The organism is Fibrobacter sp., from assembly GCF_045131395.1.
Classification (GTDB): Bacteria; Fibrobacterota; Fibrobacteria; order Fibrobacterales; family Fibrobacteraceae; genus Fibrobacter.
The window spans coordinates 224200-243468 of record NZ_JBGUQY010000024.1; the positions used below are offsets into that span (position 1 = coordinate 224200).

Genomic DNA, 19269 nt, shown 5'->3' on the forward strand with positions numbered 1-19269 from the left:
CCCCGAATCAGCATGTATCGCACCTTCGGGGTTAAATCCTATTGATTTTTTATCAACGAATTACTTCACTTGCACACGGAGAGTCTTTGCAATACTTGAGCCGCGGACGATATAGATACCGCTGGCAAAGCCTGCCTCTCGCAAAGTTTCGGTAAGAGAAAGTCCTGCACGTTTTTCGGCACTACCCATGAAGCGGCCGCTTGCACTGTACACCTTGAGGGATCGATCCGCACCAGGCATAAAGTTGATACCATAGGCAACTTTGCGCACCGCCGTAGTGGTAAGTTCTGCTTCCGTAAGGGCGAACTGAATCCAGTCCAGGTTCACATAGGTACCCGTAAACTGTATACGCAACACATGGTCACCCTTTTCAAGTTCGGCAGTCTTACCTTCCACAAATCCATAAGTGTTCCAGTCTTCGCCCTGGGGCACCGCGATGGTATCGGTAATGGCCTTGCCATCCAAGAAGAGCCTGAAGCTACCGACATCGAGACCGCTTGCCACATTGGCGCGGAACACATACTTGCTAGCCGTAATCACGTTCACGGAGTATTCGAGCCATTCGCCGGCTTCGGTGTAGCCGATAGCATAGCCCTTACAATCCTTGGTCGCGAGGGAATCGGAGCAGCCAACACCCACGACATCCACGCCATCTTCGCGATAGACATTGCCTTCGTTCACAAAATCCTTGTCATAGAACGAAACGCTCTGACCGCCGTTATCGTAGTCTTCGGCCTGAATGGCACCCGGAATGGTAAACTGAGCCTTGTACGGTTCCTGGGCCACAGCGCCGTTAAAGTCGGCAAGCGGAATAGAACTGATGCGGTTGCCAATGCTCTTGAATTCACCCTGCAAGCCAGCTGCCTGAGCAACAGATTCAATGTAGCCGCCATTGTTCTTTTCGGTATACTGACCCGCAGCATTGCGGCCAACGCCACTTGGAGAATTCTTATAGGAGTTGTTTTCGACAGTAAAACCACTGGAACCTTCGTCCAAGTAGATGGGCAACACCCAGTAATCAGACCACTTGGAGGCGCTGTAATCGTGGAGGTAGTTTTCCTTGATTTCGCTGCCGGTGCCCTGATTACTCAGGGTGTAAATCGGACCAGAGTCGCAAAGCAAGCGAGAAATATGGTGAATATTGTTCTTGTTGATGTGGTTGTTGGTCATGGCCGTTTGACTTGTGGTCCAGCCAAAGCCCACCGAAATGCCGGAATAGTAGGTGTAGGAAATTTCGTTATTTTCGATGACCACATAGCGCGGGTAACCAGCGCCAATGCCCACGGCACCCTGGTGTTCGTTGGTCACGTTGGTCACGAGGTTGTAGCGAATGGTATCGCGGGTACTGATTTCTTCCTTGTCACTCGGATTGTAGGCGATATGAATTTCGGTCGTAGAATCCTGATAGAACTTGCCAAGCATAATGCCTGCAGCGCCAATTTCGTAGAACACGTTGCCTTCGATTACGTCGTCGTTGGTGCCCGAGACAAAGTCGAGGCCGGTTGCAGCCATTTGCGTGAAGGTACAATTCTTGACCAAGAAGTGGTGCGCATTTTCCACACGGAAACCCGCATCGGGGCGCCACAGCAAGAACTTGTTACTGTTCAACTTTTCCCAGTTGCCACGACCGGGGTCTGCAAGAACATCCACATTGAAGTTACCAGCCTGCAAATCCAAGAAACCTTCTTCACTGGGGCGGGTATAGTTGGAATGAGCAAAGATCAGGCCTTCGAAAGACATATAGCCGACCTTGTTCTTGGTGTCTTTACCCAAGACGCTGAACAGAGTATTGATGCGGGGAGCAACCACATTGGCCGTTGCCATGCTTTCGCCGGTACGGGGCTTATAGTAAAGCGTTTGATTCTTTTCATCCAGATACCATTCACCCGGAGCGTCGAGCAAATCGTAGGAGTTTTCCAGATAGAAAACCTGCTGCTTGGGAGGATCGCTCATGAATGCGGTACCGAGCATCGGGTATGCGCGGTGGAAGAGCCTGGTACGTTCAGGATCCTTGGGAATGAGCTTTGCAGTACCGCCATTCACCTGAGCCTTTTCCAATCGCAAAATATTTTCGGACCAGGCAATCATCAGATGGATTTCAACATCTTCGATGTTCTTGATATTCTTGACGTAGTCCGCGGAAACATCAAAAGCGCGGCCCGTCGAGTCCACCTTCGAAAGACGCACGAAATCGTGGTCGAAGCCGCCTGCACCCTTTTCATTTGCGTCAACCACGTTGGGGAAGCAAGCGCGAACGGCCTTCTTGCCGTTCACATACAGCTGACGGAAACGACCGTCGACGCCTTCGGCCTTCCAGATGTTATTCGCCTCGTCGTGAATGGTCCAGCCGGTAATGCCCATGCCACCCGTAATGAGCGGCTGTTCGCCTTCGAAAGCTTTATAGCGAACGTAGTGGCCGTCTTTACCGCCGTCGCGTTCATCGAAGCCGATAGTTCCGGGCAAAGCGTAGGTGCCTTCGCGGAGGATCACCTCGATATCGCCCGTCATGGTGCCGTTAATGGCACGTACAGCCTTTTGTGCCTGGGTTATGGTCTTGAACGGGGCATCTTTAGTACCCTTGTTGGAATCATTACCCGAAGGGGAAACGTAGAAGGTAGCCTGGGTGGCTGCCAAAGCAACACTGGTCAAAGCCAAAGTGCAGCCAAACGCCAAAGAAAGAATCCTTGTATCCATAAGAAACCTCGCATAATAATCCACACCATCAAGAAAGATACCTTTTGCCATAAAAAAAAGAACCCCCTTAAAGGGAGTTGCTGTTGACAAGTTGTCAATGCCGAATCGCTTATTTGATCCGGTGTCCGGTCAAATCGAAGCGCACGCCATTCTTTTCGACATAGGTTTTGTAACCCTTGACGCGCAGGCCCTGCGACGTTTTGAGAACATTTGTGGGAACACGCATGCCAATGGACATCAGAGAATCCGGCACATTGCTAGAGTCTGCAACAGACGAATCCGCCGCCGCAGAATCTGCAGGCGTTTCTTGAACAACGGCAACCGTATCTGCCCACGAATGTTGCATGCGATCAAGGCCCGATTGGTTCACCACTTCAAGCTTGATATTCGCCCCTTCGCCGCTGCGTTTTGTCATGCTGTACCAGTCGCCATCGCGGAGCCCCGGCCAGTGAAAGCTACCCATTTCCCATTCCCGCAGCTGATCGCTCATGCCGCGAATATAGGCCATAAAGTAGTTGGTCGGAGTGCTATTGTAGTCCATGGTTTCGTAATGCACGCCAGCCTTGTCGCCCGGGGCCATAGCGCCGCCCCATTCGGTACAAACCGTACGGTCAATGTACTTGCCCACTTTATACTTGAAACTGTTTTTCCAGCCTTCTTCGGTATTGATGCTCATGTTCCAGAAGGTGTATTCGTGAACGGCGAACAGGCAACCTTCAAAGCGCGGGTCATCGGCGATGTCGGGCACGTTCTGCGCCATTCCCGAGCCGTCAAGCAGAATATGGTCGCGGGGCACATTGGGGAACTTTTCGAGCCATTCCGCATAAAGATTGCGCAGCTGATCCTTGTTGTACATGTGAGGCTCGTTCATGATTTCAAAATAGGCGTTCGGATGCTCGCCATATTTTTCGACCAGCTTGGCCCACATTTTCCACCAATTGTCCATATTGCTGGGGCCCGAAGGCTGTGATGGCCCCCAATAACCCATCACCAGGCGACCATGTTTCAGCGCCACATCCAGGGCACCGGAATACATGTCGAAGGCGTTCAAAACCGTAGGTTCGTTTACCGGCATGCGCACGCTGTTGGTGCCGAGCAGTTCCTGAAACTGCCCGATAACGCGCTCGGCCGAGACCGATGCCGACTGGTAATTGTCAGAAAGGCTGAGCCCCGAGAGCACCAACACGTCTGACACAAAATTGTCGCGTTTATCCGCCCAGTTCACGCCACGGAACTGGCTTGTGACGGCAAAAGAATTTACCGCCGAGATGGCTGTAGCAGCCAAAGCGATACAGGCGACACGCCTGACCTTAGAACCAAACACCATAAAAAACCTTCCTTCACACCACCAATCACTCCAATTTAAAATTACCTATTCGGGGCCAAAAAAGAACTCCCGGGCGGGAGTTCTCTTGGATAACTTATCAACGGGTCGTCTTGCGGAATATCGTTGACGCGTAACTGAATCCGCCATGCTGAATCTTTAGAATGTACATGCCGTCATGCATGTCGCCGAGACCGATGCTGAAGCTAGACTGCCCCGCTGCAAGAGCCTGCGACTTGACCAAGCGACCGTTCATGCCGAAGATTCTTGCGGTATAGCCCTGCGTGAGAGCTGTTCCGGCTTCAATCTGCAATTCGTTACCATAAACGCGGGCACGCAAATCGGGGCGCACGGGAGCCACGTTCACAACCGTGGTCTTTTCGGGCTTGGGCTTGTTGCGCAGCAAGCGCACGCTGTAAATGCCGCCCACCATGCCGGAACTTGCCGTAAACGAGATTCGCACAATCTTCTTGCCCTTCACCATGTTATCCGGAATCGGGTAAGTCACGTTCACGAATTCATCCTTTTTCCAGCGATCCGAAATCGTCTCGGTCACAAGCTTTTCGTCATCAATCTTGATGTCAAAAGTACGGGTGCAGCCTTCGTTACCCCAGTAGCGAACCATGAGGCTCAAGGAATCTTCTTCGTTGGTTTCGAATTCGTAGCTAATGAGGCCGCCGTCACCGCCACTGCACTTGCCCGCATCGCGGTAGAATTCACCCTGGTGCGTGCCCGTGGTGGAATTTTCCGTTTTCATCTTGTGGTCCGCTTCGGGCTGCTGCTCGCCGGGGGCCACTTTATCGACAGTCTTTTCGTCAAGGGCCAAGGCTTCTTCCTGTTCCTTTTTCAGGCGTTCAAGAACAGAGGAGTCCGTAAGCACCATCCAGTACATCATATAGCGGGCATCGTGTACTTCGTAGAAGGGTTCCAGCAACAGGCTCGCATCTTTCTTGTTTGCAAACAGGTACGGGGCCTTAAAGTGCATGGGCTCGCCCTTCACGGGCTCCACCTTCGAAGGGATATCTTCTTTCTTGCTGGCAAACATGGGGGCCTGATCAAGGGATTCCAGCGCACCCGAGGCAATATGGCTCCAGCGACCGTCATCGGCCACGAGGCCATTCAGGTTAGAGGTTCCCGTCTTTGCCGAAAGTACAATGGGGCCGTGCAAAAGCGCCACGTAGTCAGACACGTTGGGCAATTCTTCTACATGGGTGTACATGGGGAACAGCACTTCAATCACATCGCCGCTCTTCCAAGATTTTCCTGCAGACACGTAGCTGGAAGGATCAGACTTTTTCACGATGGTATCGCCGTTCACGATTACCTTGAATTCACCTTCCTTCACCCAGTAGGGGTGACGAATCTTCATGTCGAAGGAGCCGGAGCCCGTCACGGTGAACTTTGCCGATTCCCCCTTGGGGAATGCGGTTTCCTGCTTGATAGTCACGCTCTTATCTTTCCAATTCAAGAGCGAGGCGGCAAACAGGTTCACATAAAGATCGCTACCGTTCTTGGTGTAAATGAACTGCGAATACTTTGCGGGGTTTTCCATGCCAGACCCCACGCAGCACCACATGGCCGCATTCACCTTGGAATACACGCGGTAATGGCGGGGCCTTGCCGGCGTAAAGTACACGTAGCCACCGTGAGTGGGGTGAATGGTCGAAAGAATATGGTTAAACAGGGCGCGTTCGTAGAAGTCCGCCTGCTTGGCGCTGTGATCCATATTGAACAGGCGCTCGGTCAGTTTGAGCATATTGTAGGTGTTGCAAGATTCCGGTCCTTCACGTTCTTCCACGTATTTCTTGTGGTTGTCAAAAGAGGGGAAATGTTCCGAAATGCTGTTGCCACCGATTGCAATGCTACGCTTGTTGACCACGCGGTCCCAGAAGTATTCCGAGCCCTTCACATAAGTTGCATCGTTGGTGAGTTCGGCAATGCGCGCAAAGCCCACCACCTTGGGCACCTGAGTATTGGCGTGCACGTTGGTGAGGTTATCGTTGCTTGCGGCCATGGCATTCAACAGCCACTTATGAGACCAGCGCTTGGCCTCTTTCAAGTACTTATCCTGCTTGGTGAGCGCGTAAGCGTCGGCGTAGACTTCGGCCATGCCGCCGTGTTCCGTGCCCAGCATGGATTCCATGCCAGAATCGTTGAGCCCACCCGTAATGGTAAGGCCCCAATCGCAAAGGGCGAGGAACATGGTTTTAGCCTGTTCGTAACCCGCATAGACGTAGGCGTCACGAAGACCGGCGTAAAGCTTGTGGATGTTGTACCAGGGCACCCAATAACCACTCTGGGCCCCCGCATTGCCACTCTTTATCTTGAGCCACATTTGCTTGCCGTTGGGCACGCCGCTAATGTAACCCTTGAAGTTATTGTCCTTGGAATTCTGGTCCTGAATGGTCTTGAGTTCGCTCAAAACGTATTCCAGGCGCTGCTTGATTTCTTCGTCACCGCTCGCCGCATAATGCATGGCGAGAGCGCTCAGGTAATGGCCCAGAACATGGCCATCGAGACCCGCCCAGTTCGAAAACTTGGAGGCTTTAGGTTTCATTCCCGCTTCTTCGTAAAACGGCGCAATCAGCTTGTCCGTATCGTAAGAAAGCAGGGTTTCTACGTTCAAGTCCTGACGGTCCTTGAGGGGGCCGCCAAGCAGCTGGACATCGCCCAGGGCGAACATATCGGGGTATAGAAGGTCTTGCGCAAACCCCTGCGTAAAAGTCCCTCCCACTACAGCAAGGGCCACGCAAGCCAACCGTTTCATATTGATTCCAAACATCTTGTACCGTCCTTTTTCCAACACCTAAACAACCTCTATAAAGATAAATCCCAGGACCTACAATATTCCACCCTCCAAAACATTATGTTTTGACAAAATTTCAAAAACCGTGTATACAAAAAAACACCCCGCTTTACAAGCGAGGCGCTCTCATTCTTAGGAAATTTATTACTTGATGCGGTGACCCGTCAGGTCGAAGCGCTTGCCATTCTTTTCAATGAACATGGCATTGCCCTTCTTGAGAAGGCGAGGCGCAGAGGAGCTACGCACTGTCGCAGGAGCTGCCGTGCGGATGCCCGTGGTTCCCTCGCAGCTGTCACCGGAGCAGAATTCAATCCAGTCAATGTCCATCCAGTCGCCAGTTACCGTAAAGCGAAGAATGTGTTCGCCTTCGGTCAGGCTCACCTTGGCTTCAACCGTATTGTATTCATCGTAATTGTCTTCGCCGGAGGTAGCCTGCGGAACGGCAATTTCTTCGGTGATGTCCTTGCCATCCATGGAGAGTTTGAAGCTAGAAGTATTGTTAGCAGAAGCCACGGAAGCGTTCATGGTGTAAGTTCCCGTTGCAGCCACCTTCACGGTGTATTCGAGCCATTCGCCAGCCTGGTTATAGCCCACGATATAGCCGTTCGATTTCTTGTAGATATCGACACCCGTCCCTTCGCGATAGCTCTTGCCGCCATTGCTTTCGGCGCCGTGGTCTTCAGCATCATTCTCGCTGTAGGTGGTGTTACCCTTACCCACGCCGTTAATGTCGAAGTCTTCCATTTCGATTTTGCCCGGAATGGCGAGAGCTTCACCCTTGAACGGCGCGCGAGGAACCGGCTTGAGAACCAAGCGGAGCAGCGCAGAGCCGTGGGCCGGGAGTTCGATAGAAACGTGGGAAACCGGTCCCAAGTCCTTCTTTTTCCAGGCATCGCGAACTTCCACTTCGCCTTCTACGCCAATGTCTGCAAAGTTGCATTCGACGGTCTGGGTAGAAGAATTGTTGTTGAGGAGCGCAACGGCAATATCGCCGTTCTGCAAGGGCTTGGTCCAAACCTGCTTGCCGTTCTTGTCAGAAATGCGGTGGCCCTGAACGCCCAAGGAGTCCTGGTTAATGGCAATCATGTCCTTGTTCAGGTAGAGTTCCTTGGTCTCGTTACTCATCTTGCGAACGTCAGAACTGATCATGATGGGAGCGGCCATAATAGACCACATCGTCATCTGAGAACGCTGCTCTTCGTAAGAGAGGCCGGAATTCCCCACTTCGAGCATGTCCGGGTCATTCCAGTGACCGGGCTTTGCAATCTGCCAATACTTGTTGTTGGCATCGATAATTTCATAAACGCCGCGGTACCAGGACTGAGAAATCCAGGCGGGACCGATATCGAAAGTGGTGCGCCAGAGGTTAGCGATTTTTGGCATCCATTCCTTGTATTCCCACATGCAAATGCTGAACACGATGTCGCGTCCAGAATTGCGGAGAGCCTTGGACATGGCGGTATAATCTTTTTCCTGAGTGTTCGGGTCAGAATCGCAGTTATCGTACTTCCAGTAGTCTACGCCCCATTCGGCGAGCTTCTTGGCATCCTGTTCTTCGTGACCGTTAGAACCGCTCTGGCTCTGCCAATTGCTGTTGTAATGGTGGCAGGTACGTTTACCGCGGTCGCCATAAAGACCGAACTTCAGGCCCTTTTCATGGACATAATCGGCCAAGGCCTTCATGCCGCTGGGGAACGTCTTCGGGTTGTTCTGGAGGTTACCCTGCGCATCGCGCTTGGTATCCATCCAGTTATCGTCCAGGTTCAGGTAAATGTAGCCGGCGTCCTTCAAGCCAGAATTGACCATGGCATCGGCAATTTCCTTAATCTGGTTTTCGTTGATGTTTTCGTGGAACACGTTCCAGCTGTTCCAACCCAGCGGTGGCGTAAGCACCAAGCTATCGGGGTGAGCAAAGCTCATCGCCGAAAGCGAAAGCGCAGCCGCCAGCGTTGCTTTTTTAGTCGAAACCTTCATCATCTTGACTCCTTGTTTAAACTACTTGACATTCAACCTAAATGTCAATCCAACCTCAGACTTAACCAAGAACATTCCGGGTCGTTTCACCAAATTCTTGGTGGCTTCATAAAGCCCTGCCTTATCGGCAGTGATACGACCCAGGTAAACACCATTCATGCTGAACACGGCGTAATTTTCGACACCGGCCTTTTCAAGGCGCACATTCGCCAACTTAGAAGGCGGCTCAGCTTCGGTCTTCGAAATCTTTACGTTATCAAGCGTAAGAGTTCCCGTGGCAGCTCCCGCATTAAAGCTCAAGCGGCTATTGGTATCGGTAGCGGCTGTCATCTGGAACTTGAAGGAATAAGTTTTCGACTCCGTTCCGATTTCAAAATTCTGCTTTTCGCCCAAGTAAGAATCCCACGGATCCGTATGCTGTTCCACATTCACTTCGAGGGTACGGGCCGCACCGGCACTGGCATCAAAGCTGATTTCGTACCACTGATCTTTTTCCAAATGCAAGTCATGCTGAATCAGCTGCACCTGGTAATTCTGCGTTCCGACAGCCGAAATATCGAGCTGATACTTGCCATCCTTGGCTGCACCCATCGCCTTGGCATCGCCATGCAGCTGCAAATCCCAAGCCACGGCGCTTGAATCGAAACCGCCATTGAAGATGCTATCGCGATTGGTGGGCACCACCACGGCAGGGGCCGAGGGAGTTACACCATCGAGGGAATAGTTCTTCACAAAATTCCAGATTTCGTCGCTGGTATTCACGCTGGCCAAATCCATGGAATACCAATGGCCCTTACCTTCAATCGTCATCAGGCGCACTTCTACCCCATCGTTACAGCCGCTCCAAATTTCAAGAGAAGCCGCAGAACCCGAACGGGTTGCCGGATAAGGCTTAATCTTCTGGGAAGACGAAGAACACTTCTGCGCAGAGACCCAGCTCTTCACCGTATTCACGGTGTTGTTGTAGTTCACCACGTCGTCGGTGGTGCCATGGGTATGCATAATCGGCATGGCGCGCTTGGGCGAATTCGGGCTGCCGCCACCCGAAACAGGGGCGATGGCCGCAATCATGTCACCCATCTTGTTTGCCGCATGGTAGCTCATCATGCCGCCCATCGAAAAGCCGGAAACATATACACGTTTTTTATCGATTCCGTACTTTTCATACATATTATTGATGATAGCCTTTAAGAAATTGATATCCTTGTCGCCAGAGATATCCCAGGCCTTGTTTTCGCCATTGGGGAACACCACCACAAAACGGGCCGTGTCGGCAATAGATTCCCACTTAGCCGCATTCTGCTGGTAAGGGGCATCCTGATTCATGCCGTGCATCTGAATAATCAGCGGGCGATTTTTTTCGATGCCCGACGGAGCATACACCAGCATACTGCGGTTTGCACCGTTCACATTGATATTGTCTGCAATAGCGCTACTCGCACATAGCGCCACGCCTGCCAAGGCAAGCACCACCTTGCCCTTGAAACCAAAACATCTCATCACTCATGCTCCTTATAAAAGCGGCTACGCCGCAATGTCGTTACTTCGTCACCATAAAGCGATGAACCATCCCATTCTTCGCCTTAATCAGGTACACGCCCTTTTCCGAAACCATGGAGCGTACCTTGGACTGGGCTTCACTTGCGCTTGCGGCAAACACTGCCCCCACAAAGCTTCCGTTCAAGCCGTACACGCGATAGACTTGTTCAGTCTGCACGTCATAACGGACCTTATTGGCGATACCTGTCGGGCCAATGGGTTCCGGATCCGTAGCATTCGCGCCAGACACGAAGGTGAAATAGTCAATATCGAGCCAGGAGCCAATGACCGTGAAGCGGAGCACATGTTCGCCCGCAGGGAGCGTCACGTTGGCCTTCACCTTGTTATAGTCGTCGTAATTGTTTTCGCCGGAACTTGCCGCCGGCACAGCAATTTCTTCGGTAATGTCCTTGCCATCCAAGGATAGCTTGAAGCTGGAGGTAGAACCCGCTGCAGCCACAGCTGCAAACATGGTATACTCGCCCGCAGCCTTCACGTTCACGGTGTATTCCAGCCAATCGCCTTCGCTGTTGTAGCCCACAACGACGCCGGTCGCCTTTTCGTAAAGGTCTACGCCCGTGCCCTTGCGGTAGTCGCTATCGCCGTGGTTTTCGGAATCGCCGTCATAGTACGAAGTACCATCCTTGCCCCTGCCCGGCACGTCGAAGTTTTCGGCTTCGATCTTGCCCGGGAGCGCAACGGCAGGGCAGTTCTCGCCAGCGGCACAGAACGGAGTCTGGGGCACAGGTTCTGCACCGGCACCTTCCAGGTAAATTTCGTCGTTCACGTCGGCACCGACCTTGAACCAGTCAAAGTCCGCATGGCCACCAGCCGTCTTTGTCGCAAAGTTGAAGAGACCCCAGCGTACACCCACGAACATGTGCAGGTCGTAATTGAGCTTCACTTCGCTACCGATCTTTGTCCAGGTGCTACCATCGGTGCTGTAGTAGAAATAGGCGGTACCGCGGTCAATGGGCAAGTCGAAATCGATTCGCAGGTAAACCTTGGAATCCGAAAGGGCCTGGCTTGCAGCAAGCTTTTCGCCGTCCTTGTTTCCGGTGTACATCACCACCTTGTAACTGCCACCATCCTTGGCGAGTGCCACAAAGCCCTTGTCATCTTGCAGGGCAACGAGGCCAGCCATGTCGCCGTCCTTCATGCCGGTGCCATCTACCAGCGTACGACCGGAGCACTTGGGGCCAAAGGTGCGCTGGGTCAAGGTATTCTTTGCATTCTGCACGCGGGAATCAGTGCGGCTGGTAGTAATACGGTAGTAGCCCGGATTTGCAGACAGGCTCCAATTCTTGTTATCAGGGTTGTGGTTAAACTGCCATTCGAGAGCAAGTTCGCTAGATTCAAAATCGTCGCTGGTAACCATGCCGTAACCCGGAAGCGGGCTTTCGGGCAGGTCGATTGTGGAGGGAGCCTTGCTTCCGCTGGTGGGAACCGGCCAGCCGTCCTTCCATTCCATCGGGACCAAGTGCGACATACGGCCCACCGGGCCGGAATCGCGGAACAACAGTGCATACCACTTGCCATCGGGAGTATCGAAAATACCACCCTGGGCAACGCCGTTATCAGACAAGAAGTATCTGCCGCTAAATCCGGAGAGCAGGCTCTTGGAACGGTAAACAATTTCGCTACGGCTCTTGCCTGCCGGCCAAGAAATCGTGAACAGGTAGTATTCGCCGTTCACCTTCTCCATGTGGGAGCCTTCCTGCTGCACATAGTAATTGTTGGAGCCGGTCACCTGGTTAATGCTCACGCCGCCGAGCTTGCCGCTCTTGCCGCCGGCCTTCACACCGCTGGCATCGTCATTGAGCTGCACATAGCTAATCTGGTCGCCCGAACCGTAGAACACCCAGGCGGTGCCATCGTCATCAAAGAAGAGGGAGGGGTCATGGTAGAACGGGAGTTGTACTTCGGACCACGGGCCATTTTCCACATCGGCGGTCTTGTAAAGGTGCGTCTTGTTGGTGGTGTATGACGGTGTCAATACATAGAAGTTACCCTTGTGGTAACGAATGCTGGACGCCCAGGAGCCCTTGCCGTAGGCGTCCTTGCCGCCGTTCAAGTTCATGTTGTCGTTGTTGGTGAGGGTCTGGTAGGCATAACCCACCGTGCGCCACTGGGCCAAATCGGTGCTCTTGAAAACAGGCACGCCCGGAGCAAAGTGCATGGTGGTCGTCACCATGTAATAAGCATCATCGACGCGGACAATGGAAGGGTCCGGACTATCGACATACATAATCGGATTGTTGACCGTTGCTGCGTAAACGGCACAAGAACTAACGAGGGCAACGCCCAAACCTTTTAGCCATCCCATATAGTACTCCTTTACTGAGCGCACCACCGCCCATACAAATTTCATCATTCTAAAATTACCCTAAAAACGGGATAAATTGCCCCACCAAACCGCAAGTTCCTTTGACAAATTGTCAAGAAGGCCAACGGCAAAAACACAAAAAAACACCCCTAAACCAGGGGTGTAAAACAAGGAGAGAGAGTTTAAACTTTAACCGTACAGAAATCCCAGCACGACTGCAAGAATCGAAAAGACGGCAATCTGCTTAACGACCACAATTTCGCTACTTTTCATAGGTCACCACCTTCTGCTTGACGCCCATCTTGCCGGCAGAGCGAACCAAATACACTCCCTGACGGATACCCTTGACACCATCCTTGACCATACGTACCGCAGCATCCATGCCGGCAGCCTTGAAGCTTGCCACATGCTTGCCCTGCATATCGAACAGGTTGAAGTTGCTTTCAGCTTCGGTCATCAGGTTCAAGCCCTGAGCAATAGACGTCGTAGAATGAGCCTTGAATTCCACATAGTCAATATCGATCCAGTCGTTGGTGATTTCCAGCTTCAATTCATGTTCGCCGGCCTTCAAGTTAGCATTGCCACCGCCCACCGTCGTGAACGAAGTGAAACCCTTGCCTTCGTTAGCGATTTCAGAACCGATCGGTTCGTCATCAATGTATAGCTGGAAGCCACCGGTGCTGTTATCGCCAGCCACGAGTGCAGAAATTTCGTATTCGCCATCGGCTTCCACCTTCACGGTATACTTAAGCCATTCGCCCTTCTGGCAGTGACCAACAACCAAACCCATGTTGGGCTGGTAAATGTCCACATCGTTCTTGCGGAACTTGCCACCTTCATTGCCCTTGCTCAAATCATAGTAACCCTTGTCGGCACCGCCCTTGTTGTATTCTTCGACTTCAATAGTGCCAGGAATCTTTGCGGGAGCATCGCCATACGGGCCGTATTCCTCAGGCGGTTCATCGGGAACAGTAGACTGGCTCGGATCAACCAAGTCCACCGCCGGAGCATCCGGGTCAATGGTCTTATCAATCAGCTTGAGCATTTCGGAACAATAGCGACGACCAAGTTCAATCACACCTTCGCGGCCAAAATGATAGGGATCAGCGCCGTTACCTTTCAAGCCCTGGGAAGAGGCCAAACCAAACTTCTTGAACTTGCTCTTGAGCTGGGCAATACCGGCATTCTTAGAGCTGCAGCAGCTACCCTGGCCGGAGTTACCCGTGGGGTCGTTCATCATTTCGCCAGCCACAAAAGGCACTTCGTTTTCGTCCAAATCAAGAGCATTGATAATGTCCTTGTAGGTCTTGTACACATTGTTCTGCCATTCAGTGCCAGCGCCATCAGTTTCACCCTGGTGGAAGATCACGCCCTTGATAACGCCCACTTCCTTAGCCTTTTTGCCCAGGTCTACAATTCTCTGGTACGGATTGGAATCGTAGTCCTTAGCCCAGCTCTGAATATAGCTTGCAGCAGAGCTGAAGTATGCCTGGTACTGGTCCTTGTCGAAAGCCTTGATACTTACAGCACCGATAGCCACAGGAATAATACCCACAGTTACACCCGGCAGGGAATCCACCATGGCGCGGCCAAAGTAGTCAGCCGGAGAAAGCTTTTCAAACGGGTGGAACATCGGCGGAATTGCAGGGTACCATTTGCCAGTCTCGATAGACTGAGTGGTGCTACCACTACGGTCCCTAGCACTCGCGTTATGGGAGGCAATCATCAAGAAATTTTTGGGGTTCGTTGCCTGGTCTTCGGCAGGAACAATCGGGCCGTTACCGGCCATATTCGACTGGCCGTAGGCGATATAGATATGGAAATTGGGGTTCGGGGCCGCATTGGCAATGGTCGCGAGCATCAGAAGCCCGCCGACAAGCCACAGGGCCGGGGTCAAAAACTCAGAAACTTTTTTAAAGTCCATAACACACTCCTTTTATACCCTAAAGTTATCCAAAAAAATTGGCTTTTTTATGTAAAAAAAGCCGAAACCTATGGATAAATAGTCAATAGGAGACAGGCAAAAACAAACGAAAAACCCGCCCAAAAGGCGGGTTTCGGTTAACTAAAGTTTACTTCAGCCATTCGTGCTTACTTTGACACCTGAATGCGCAGGATTTTTCCGGCGGCAGACTTAGCCAAGTAGGCGCCACCGCACCGTACCAGTCCCGTAGCGGCATTCTTCAGTTCCTGCCCATTGGAGGCACGCACCATGCCGATAAAGCCACCATTCATGTCAAAAATGCGGTAATTTTCAGCTTCGGTCGGCATATCGAAACGAACGCTGGCAATTCCCGTGTTGCAATCAGTGCAGGCCCTTTCAAACTTGAAGTAGTCAATGTCGAACCAGGAGCCAGTCACTTCCATGCGTAAAATGTGTTCGCCGGCAGGCAAGTTCACCTTGGCGGTCACCTTCTCGAAGTCATCCCAGCTGGAGCCCGAAACCGGAACTTCGGCAATGGCGTCGCCATCAATGGAAAGCGTAAAGCCCACATCGGAATTGCTCGTCGCGACAGAAGCAATCATGTTGTATTCGCCAGCTTCCTTCACGTTCACGGTGTATTCCAGCCATTCGCCAGCCTGGTTGTGGCCCACGACGTAGCCGGTAGCCTTCTTGTAAATGTCAACACCCGTGCCTTCGCGGTAATCGGTGCATTCGGCTTCCTTGCCTTCGTCGGTGCAAGAATGGTTGTCAGAATCAGCATCGCTGTAGGTCTTGTTGCCCTTGCCGGTGCCCGGAATGTCGAAGTTTTCGGCTTCGATCTTGCCCGGAATTTCGGCGACCTTGCCGCCAAACGGTTCGCGCGGAACCGGTTCAGACGGAGTACCAACGCCCACGAGCGTCACGATGCAATCCTTGAAGTTGCTGCCACCAGATTCCATCTTGACCGTCACTTCGCCGTTCTTGACTTCGACTTCGCCTTCGTACTTAGCGTTCTTCGCTTCACTGGTCGTGTAAACATGGAAGGACTGCACATCGGCGCCCTGCACCTTGACGGTCACGGACTTGTCGTTTTTGTAATCGCGGTTCACGAGCACAACAATCACGCTATCGCCATCGGCACTCTTGTAAGCACTGGCAAAGAGGTTTGCCTCGGGCTTGGCAGTTGCACCCACGCGGACAGCACCCGGGCGGATAAAGCGAGCAAACTGAGAAAGCACATAGCCACGCTTGGAAATCTTGCCAATTTCGTTCTGCGGAATCTGGAGTTTGTTACCAAAATCCTTTTCCATGATAAGGCCATAGCAACGACGGATGTACCACCAAGTGTATTGGTTGAAATTACCGATAACCATGGCACGGTGGATTTCGTAGCCCACGTCCATAGCGTTCACGGTATCGCGCTTGTTGGCATTCGCCTGGTCACCCGTATTGCGGATCGTACGCCAGTCGTTACCACTACCCTGACTTTCGGTATAGTGTTCCGTCATCCAGCGTTCCACGCCCTTCTGGTCAGCAAGCTGGTACTGGAAGAAGTTATCCTGGGAGTTTCTGTCACTTGCGTAGAAGTGCGCACCGAGAATGTCCCAGTTCTTGAGGGCGTTGGCATCGTTCAAGACTTTGTTATAAAGATTCTTGTCGTAGCGGAAAGATTCCGTCGAAATCACCTTGACGCCGTTCTTGCGCATCTTATCGGCATAGCCCTTGGTGAAGTTGTAGATTTCGTCGGCGCTCCAGCAAGCCCATTCGCCGCACCAATCCGGTTCGTTACTGATAGAGATTGCATACAGGGGAACGCCCTGGTTTTTCATGTAGTCGTTAAAGCTATTCAGGTGGTCCACGTACTTCTGGTAGTTAGACGAAGACATATGCTGATTAGCGCCCGCATACGGAGAAGTCCACGGGGTTGCATACAGAATAAAGTCGTCGCCTGCGTACTTCTTTGCGTACTTTGCAGCCTGAACTTCTTTATTAAAATCGTTAGAACTTGCATACACCGGAATACGCAGCGTATTCAGGCCGAGCGTACCATCGCCCGTACCAAAGGCAATCTTGGCATCGGCTTCAGAAAGGCCGCTACCGCCCTGCCACTGGTTATGCACCATGCCACCGAAACCACGGATGACCTGATGTTCGTCAGTCACATCGACATTCACCGTCGATGCAGAAACCAAGCTCCAGATGCCGGCCATCCCAATGGCGACACCTAATCCCTTCACCAATTTTACACTCATCTTTTACTCCTTATGCACTTTGTTCTCCATCAGAGTTCTTTCCCAAAGGAAGGGCTCCCCCACTCGAGGGAGTCCTCCTGGTTGGATGTGTTTATGGGAAACTTAGCGGGCGACCCGCACCTTGGCAATCACGCCATTGGTACGGTTGCGGATCAGGCTAACACCACTTGCCTTTTCTGCACCCTTAACAGAACCACTCTTCCAAAGTTTAGATGCTTCGGCCATATCGCGAGCAGTAAAGCTTGCAATCTTCTTGCCGCTCAAGTCAAACACGTCGAAATTCGAAACCTTGGCCGCATTGAACTTTACCTTGTTCGCAATGCCCATGGGTTCCATATCCGGCGCATCCTTGCCAGCCACGAAGTTGATATAGTCGATATCCATCCAGTCGCCAGTCACCGTAAAGCGGAGGATATGTTGGCCGGCAGCAAGTTTCACATTGGTATGCACCTTACTGTAATCGTTCCAGTTGTCTTCACCTTCGTTCTGCGGAACCGAGATTTCATCAGTAATGTCTTCGCCGTCAATGGACAGCTTAAAGCTGGAAGTCGCGTTGGCAGAAGCAACGGCGGCATACATGGTATAATCGCCCGTTTCCTTTACGTTCACAGTATATTCCAGCCATTCACCAGCCTGGTTGTAGCCCACCACGACACCGGTAGCCTTCTCGTAAAGGTCTACGCCCGTATCTTCGCGGTAGTCGCTATCGCCGCGGTTTTCGGAATCGTTATCGCTGAAAGATTCCACATCGCCGCCACGACCCGTACCCGGAACGTCAAAGTCCTCCATCTGGACAGTACCCGGAATGGTAATTGCAGTACCCTTGAACGGAGTCTGGGGAGTCGGCGGAGTAGTACCGCTGCCTTCGAAGCCCCAGGCCTTGATAGCCATGGTAGAATCCTGAGAGCCCTTGAACACCAGGAACACAGATTCCACAATGCCCTTGAGGCCAGTCATTTCGCAAGAGGTTTCGGCGAAGGTAGACTTGTTGCCCGTATTCTTGAGCGTACAAGTGCCCGCCAGCGTACCCGTTGCAGATCCGGTGCGAATTTCAATCTTGTTGCCGTCGGCAGCGCTGGCAGCCTGCACGGTAAAGCCTGTTGCGGCCGTACCGAAGTCAACGCCAGAAACGCGAATCCAGGATTCCTTGGTCGAAAGCGGGAGCAACAAGTGTTCCGCAACTTTACCTGGAGCCCAATTGGAACGGCTGCGAATGCCCTTCTGCTTGGAGCTCGTGAGAGCCGGATACCAATCATACGGATCGAAGTTTTCGATCTGCTTCGGGCCTTCCTTGGTGAAGGTCAGTTCCTTCATGGTACCGTCAGAATTGTAATAGAATTCATCGACGCTTACACTACGGTGGTAGGCGGCATTCGGATTTGCCTTGCCGTCTTCGGCAGGAATCTTTTCCAGGCCATCGTAACCGTTAGCAATGCGGCGGTCATGGTAAGCCACGTACCAGTGGCCCTTGAATTCAGCAATGCCGTGGTGGTTGTTGTTGTTTGCGTTAATGTTCTGGCCGCCAATGTTGGGGTTACCCATGAAGATTCCCTTATAGGTATAAGGACCCATCGGGCTCGTTGCCATACCGTAGGCAATACGCAAATCGGCAGTACTGTAAGACAGGTAGTAATTGTTTTTGTACTTGTGGATATAAGAAGCTTCCATCGCCTTCGGACCACCAATCTTCAGGTGAGTCTTGGAACTTACGTCGAAGCCCTTCATATCGCTGTTCAACTTGTAGATGTTGAAGATATCGTTGTTGTTGTCCCTGGCCGGGCGAGAATCGCTATCGCCACCGCCAAAGGTAAAGTAGCCCGTACCATCATCATCGAAGAAGATTGCCGGGTCAAAGCACCAACCGATACCGTCGCAGTCCGCAATACCACCACCCCAGTTGTTGATGAGTTTCTTTTCTCCACCAAGAGGATTCGTCCAGGGGCCGGCAATGCTGTCGGCGCCAATAAGGCCAATGCCGCCGCCGCCACCATCAGGGAACACGATATAGAGTCTGTGGTCTTTGGGGTTCACGGCAATGCCAGATGCCCAAATAGCATCGATACCGCTCACCTTGCGGGCATCGTAAATGATACCAAAGTCCGTCCAGTTTTTCATATCCTTGGTACGGAAGCCATAAAGGGCCTTGATTTCGTAACCGCTAGAATTCGCCGGAGCCGGATCATCGGAGTCGGTGATCACGTAGAAATAAGTGTCGTCAGAGGCGGCACCCGGGTCAGCCAAGTAGTGATAGCTAGAAATAGGGTTGTCGGCAAGGCCAAAAGCGGCAAGACCCGCAACCAGGCAAGCAGTCTTTTTAAGACTGAAACGCTTCCAAACATTCCTGTAATCCATATGGACTCCTAAGAAGGCAATAAACACACCAAACCTTCACAATCTTAAATTATCCTCAAAAAACGCCAAAAAAGCGCC

9 protein-coding genes are annotated in these 19269 nt (G+C 52.1%); all 9 read right to left on the bottom strand.

From position 1 onward, the window contains the following. Positions 1 to 60: 60 nt before the first annotated feature. Positions 61 to 2694, bottom strand: coding sequence for a carbohydrate-binding protein (locus ACJMNB_RS07535; RefSeq protein ID WP_405340825.1), 2634 nt, complete (start codon positions 2692 to 2694; stop codon positions 61 to 63). Between the two features lie 109 nt (positions 2695 to 2803). Next, on the bottom strand, positions 2804 to 4021 hold the full coding sequence (locus tag ACJMNB_RS07540) for a cellulase family glycosylhydrolase (RefSeq protein ID WP_405340828.1): 1218 nt from the start codon (positions 4019 to 4021) through the stop codon (positions 2804 to 2806). A 97-nt stretch (positions 4022 to 4118) separates the two neighbouring features. Then, entirely contained in the window at positions 4119 to 6785 is a 2667-nt protein-coding gene (locus tag ACJMNB_RS07545; protein WP_405340831.1) for a beta-L-arabinofuranosidase domain-containing protein, read from the bottom strand. 183 nt (positions 6786 to 6968) lie between these two features. Next, on the bottom strand, positions 6969 to 8801 hold the full coding sequence (locus ACJMNB_RS07550) for a carbohydrate-binding protein (protein ID WP_405340834.1): 1833 nt from the start codon (positions 8799 to 8801) through the stop codon (positions 6969 to 6971). 18 nt (positions 8802 to 8819) lie between these two features. Further along, the gene (locus ACJMNB_RS07555; RefSeq protein WP_405340837.1) at positions 8820 to 10298 is read right to left on the bottom strand and encodes a carbohydrate binding domain-containing protein; all 1479 of its coding nucleotides are present in this window, start codon (positions 10296 to 10298) and stop codon (positions 8820 to 8822) included. A 40-nt stretch (positions 10299 to 10338) separates the two neighbouring features. Next, complete coding sequence (locus ACJMNB_RS07560; RefSeq protein ID WP_405340840.1) at positions 10339 to 12663, bottom strand: family 43 glycosylhydrolase; 2325 nt, start codon at positions 12661 to 12663, stop codon at positions 10339 to 10341. A gap of 262 nt (positions 12664 to 12925) precedes the next feature. Then, a complete protein-coding gene (locus ACJMNB_RS07565) occupies positions 12926 to 14587 on the bottom strand; it encodes a sialate O-acetylesterase (RefSeq protein WP_405340843.1) in 1662 nt (553 codons plus the stop codon). Between the two features lie 167 nt (positions 14588 to 14754). Then, positions 14755 to 16839, bottom strand: coding sequence for a carbohydrate-binding protein (locus tag ACJMNB_RS07570; RefSeq protein ID WP_405340846.1), 2085 nt, complete (start codon positions 16837 to 16839; stop codon positions 14755 to 14757). A 102-nt stretch (positions 16840 to 16941) separates the two neighbouring features. Next, positions 16942 to 19191 carry a carbohydrate-binding protein gene (locus ACJMNB_RS07575; RefSeq protein WP_405340849.1) on the bottom strand — a complete coding sequence of 750 codons (2250 nt, stop codon included), beginning with the start codon at positions 19189 to 19191 and terminating at the stop codon, positions 16942 to 16944. Positions 19192 to 19269 lie beyond the last annotated feature (78 nt).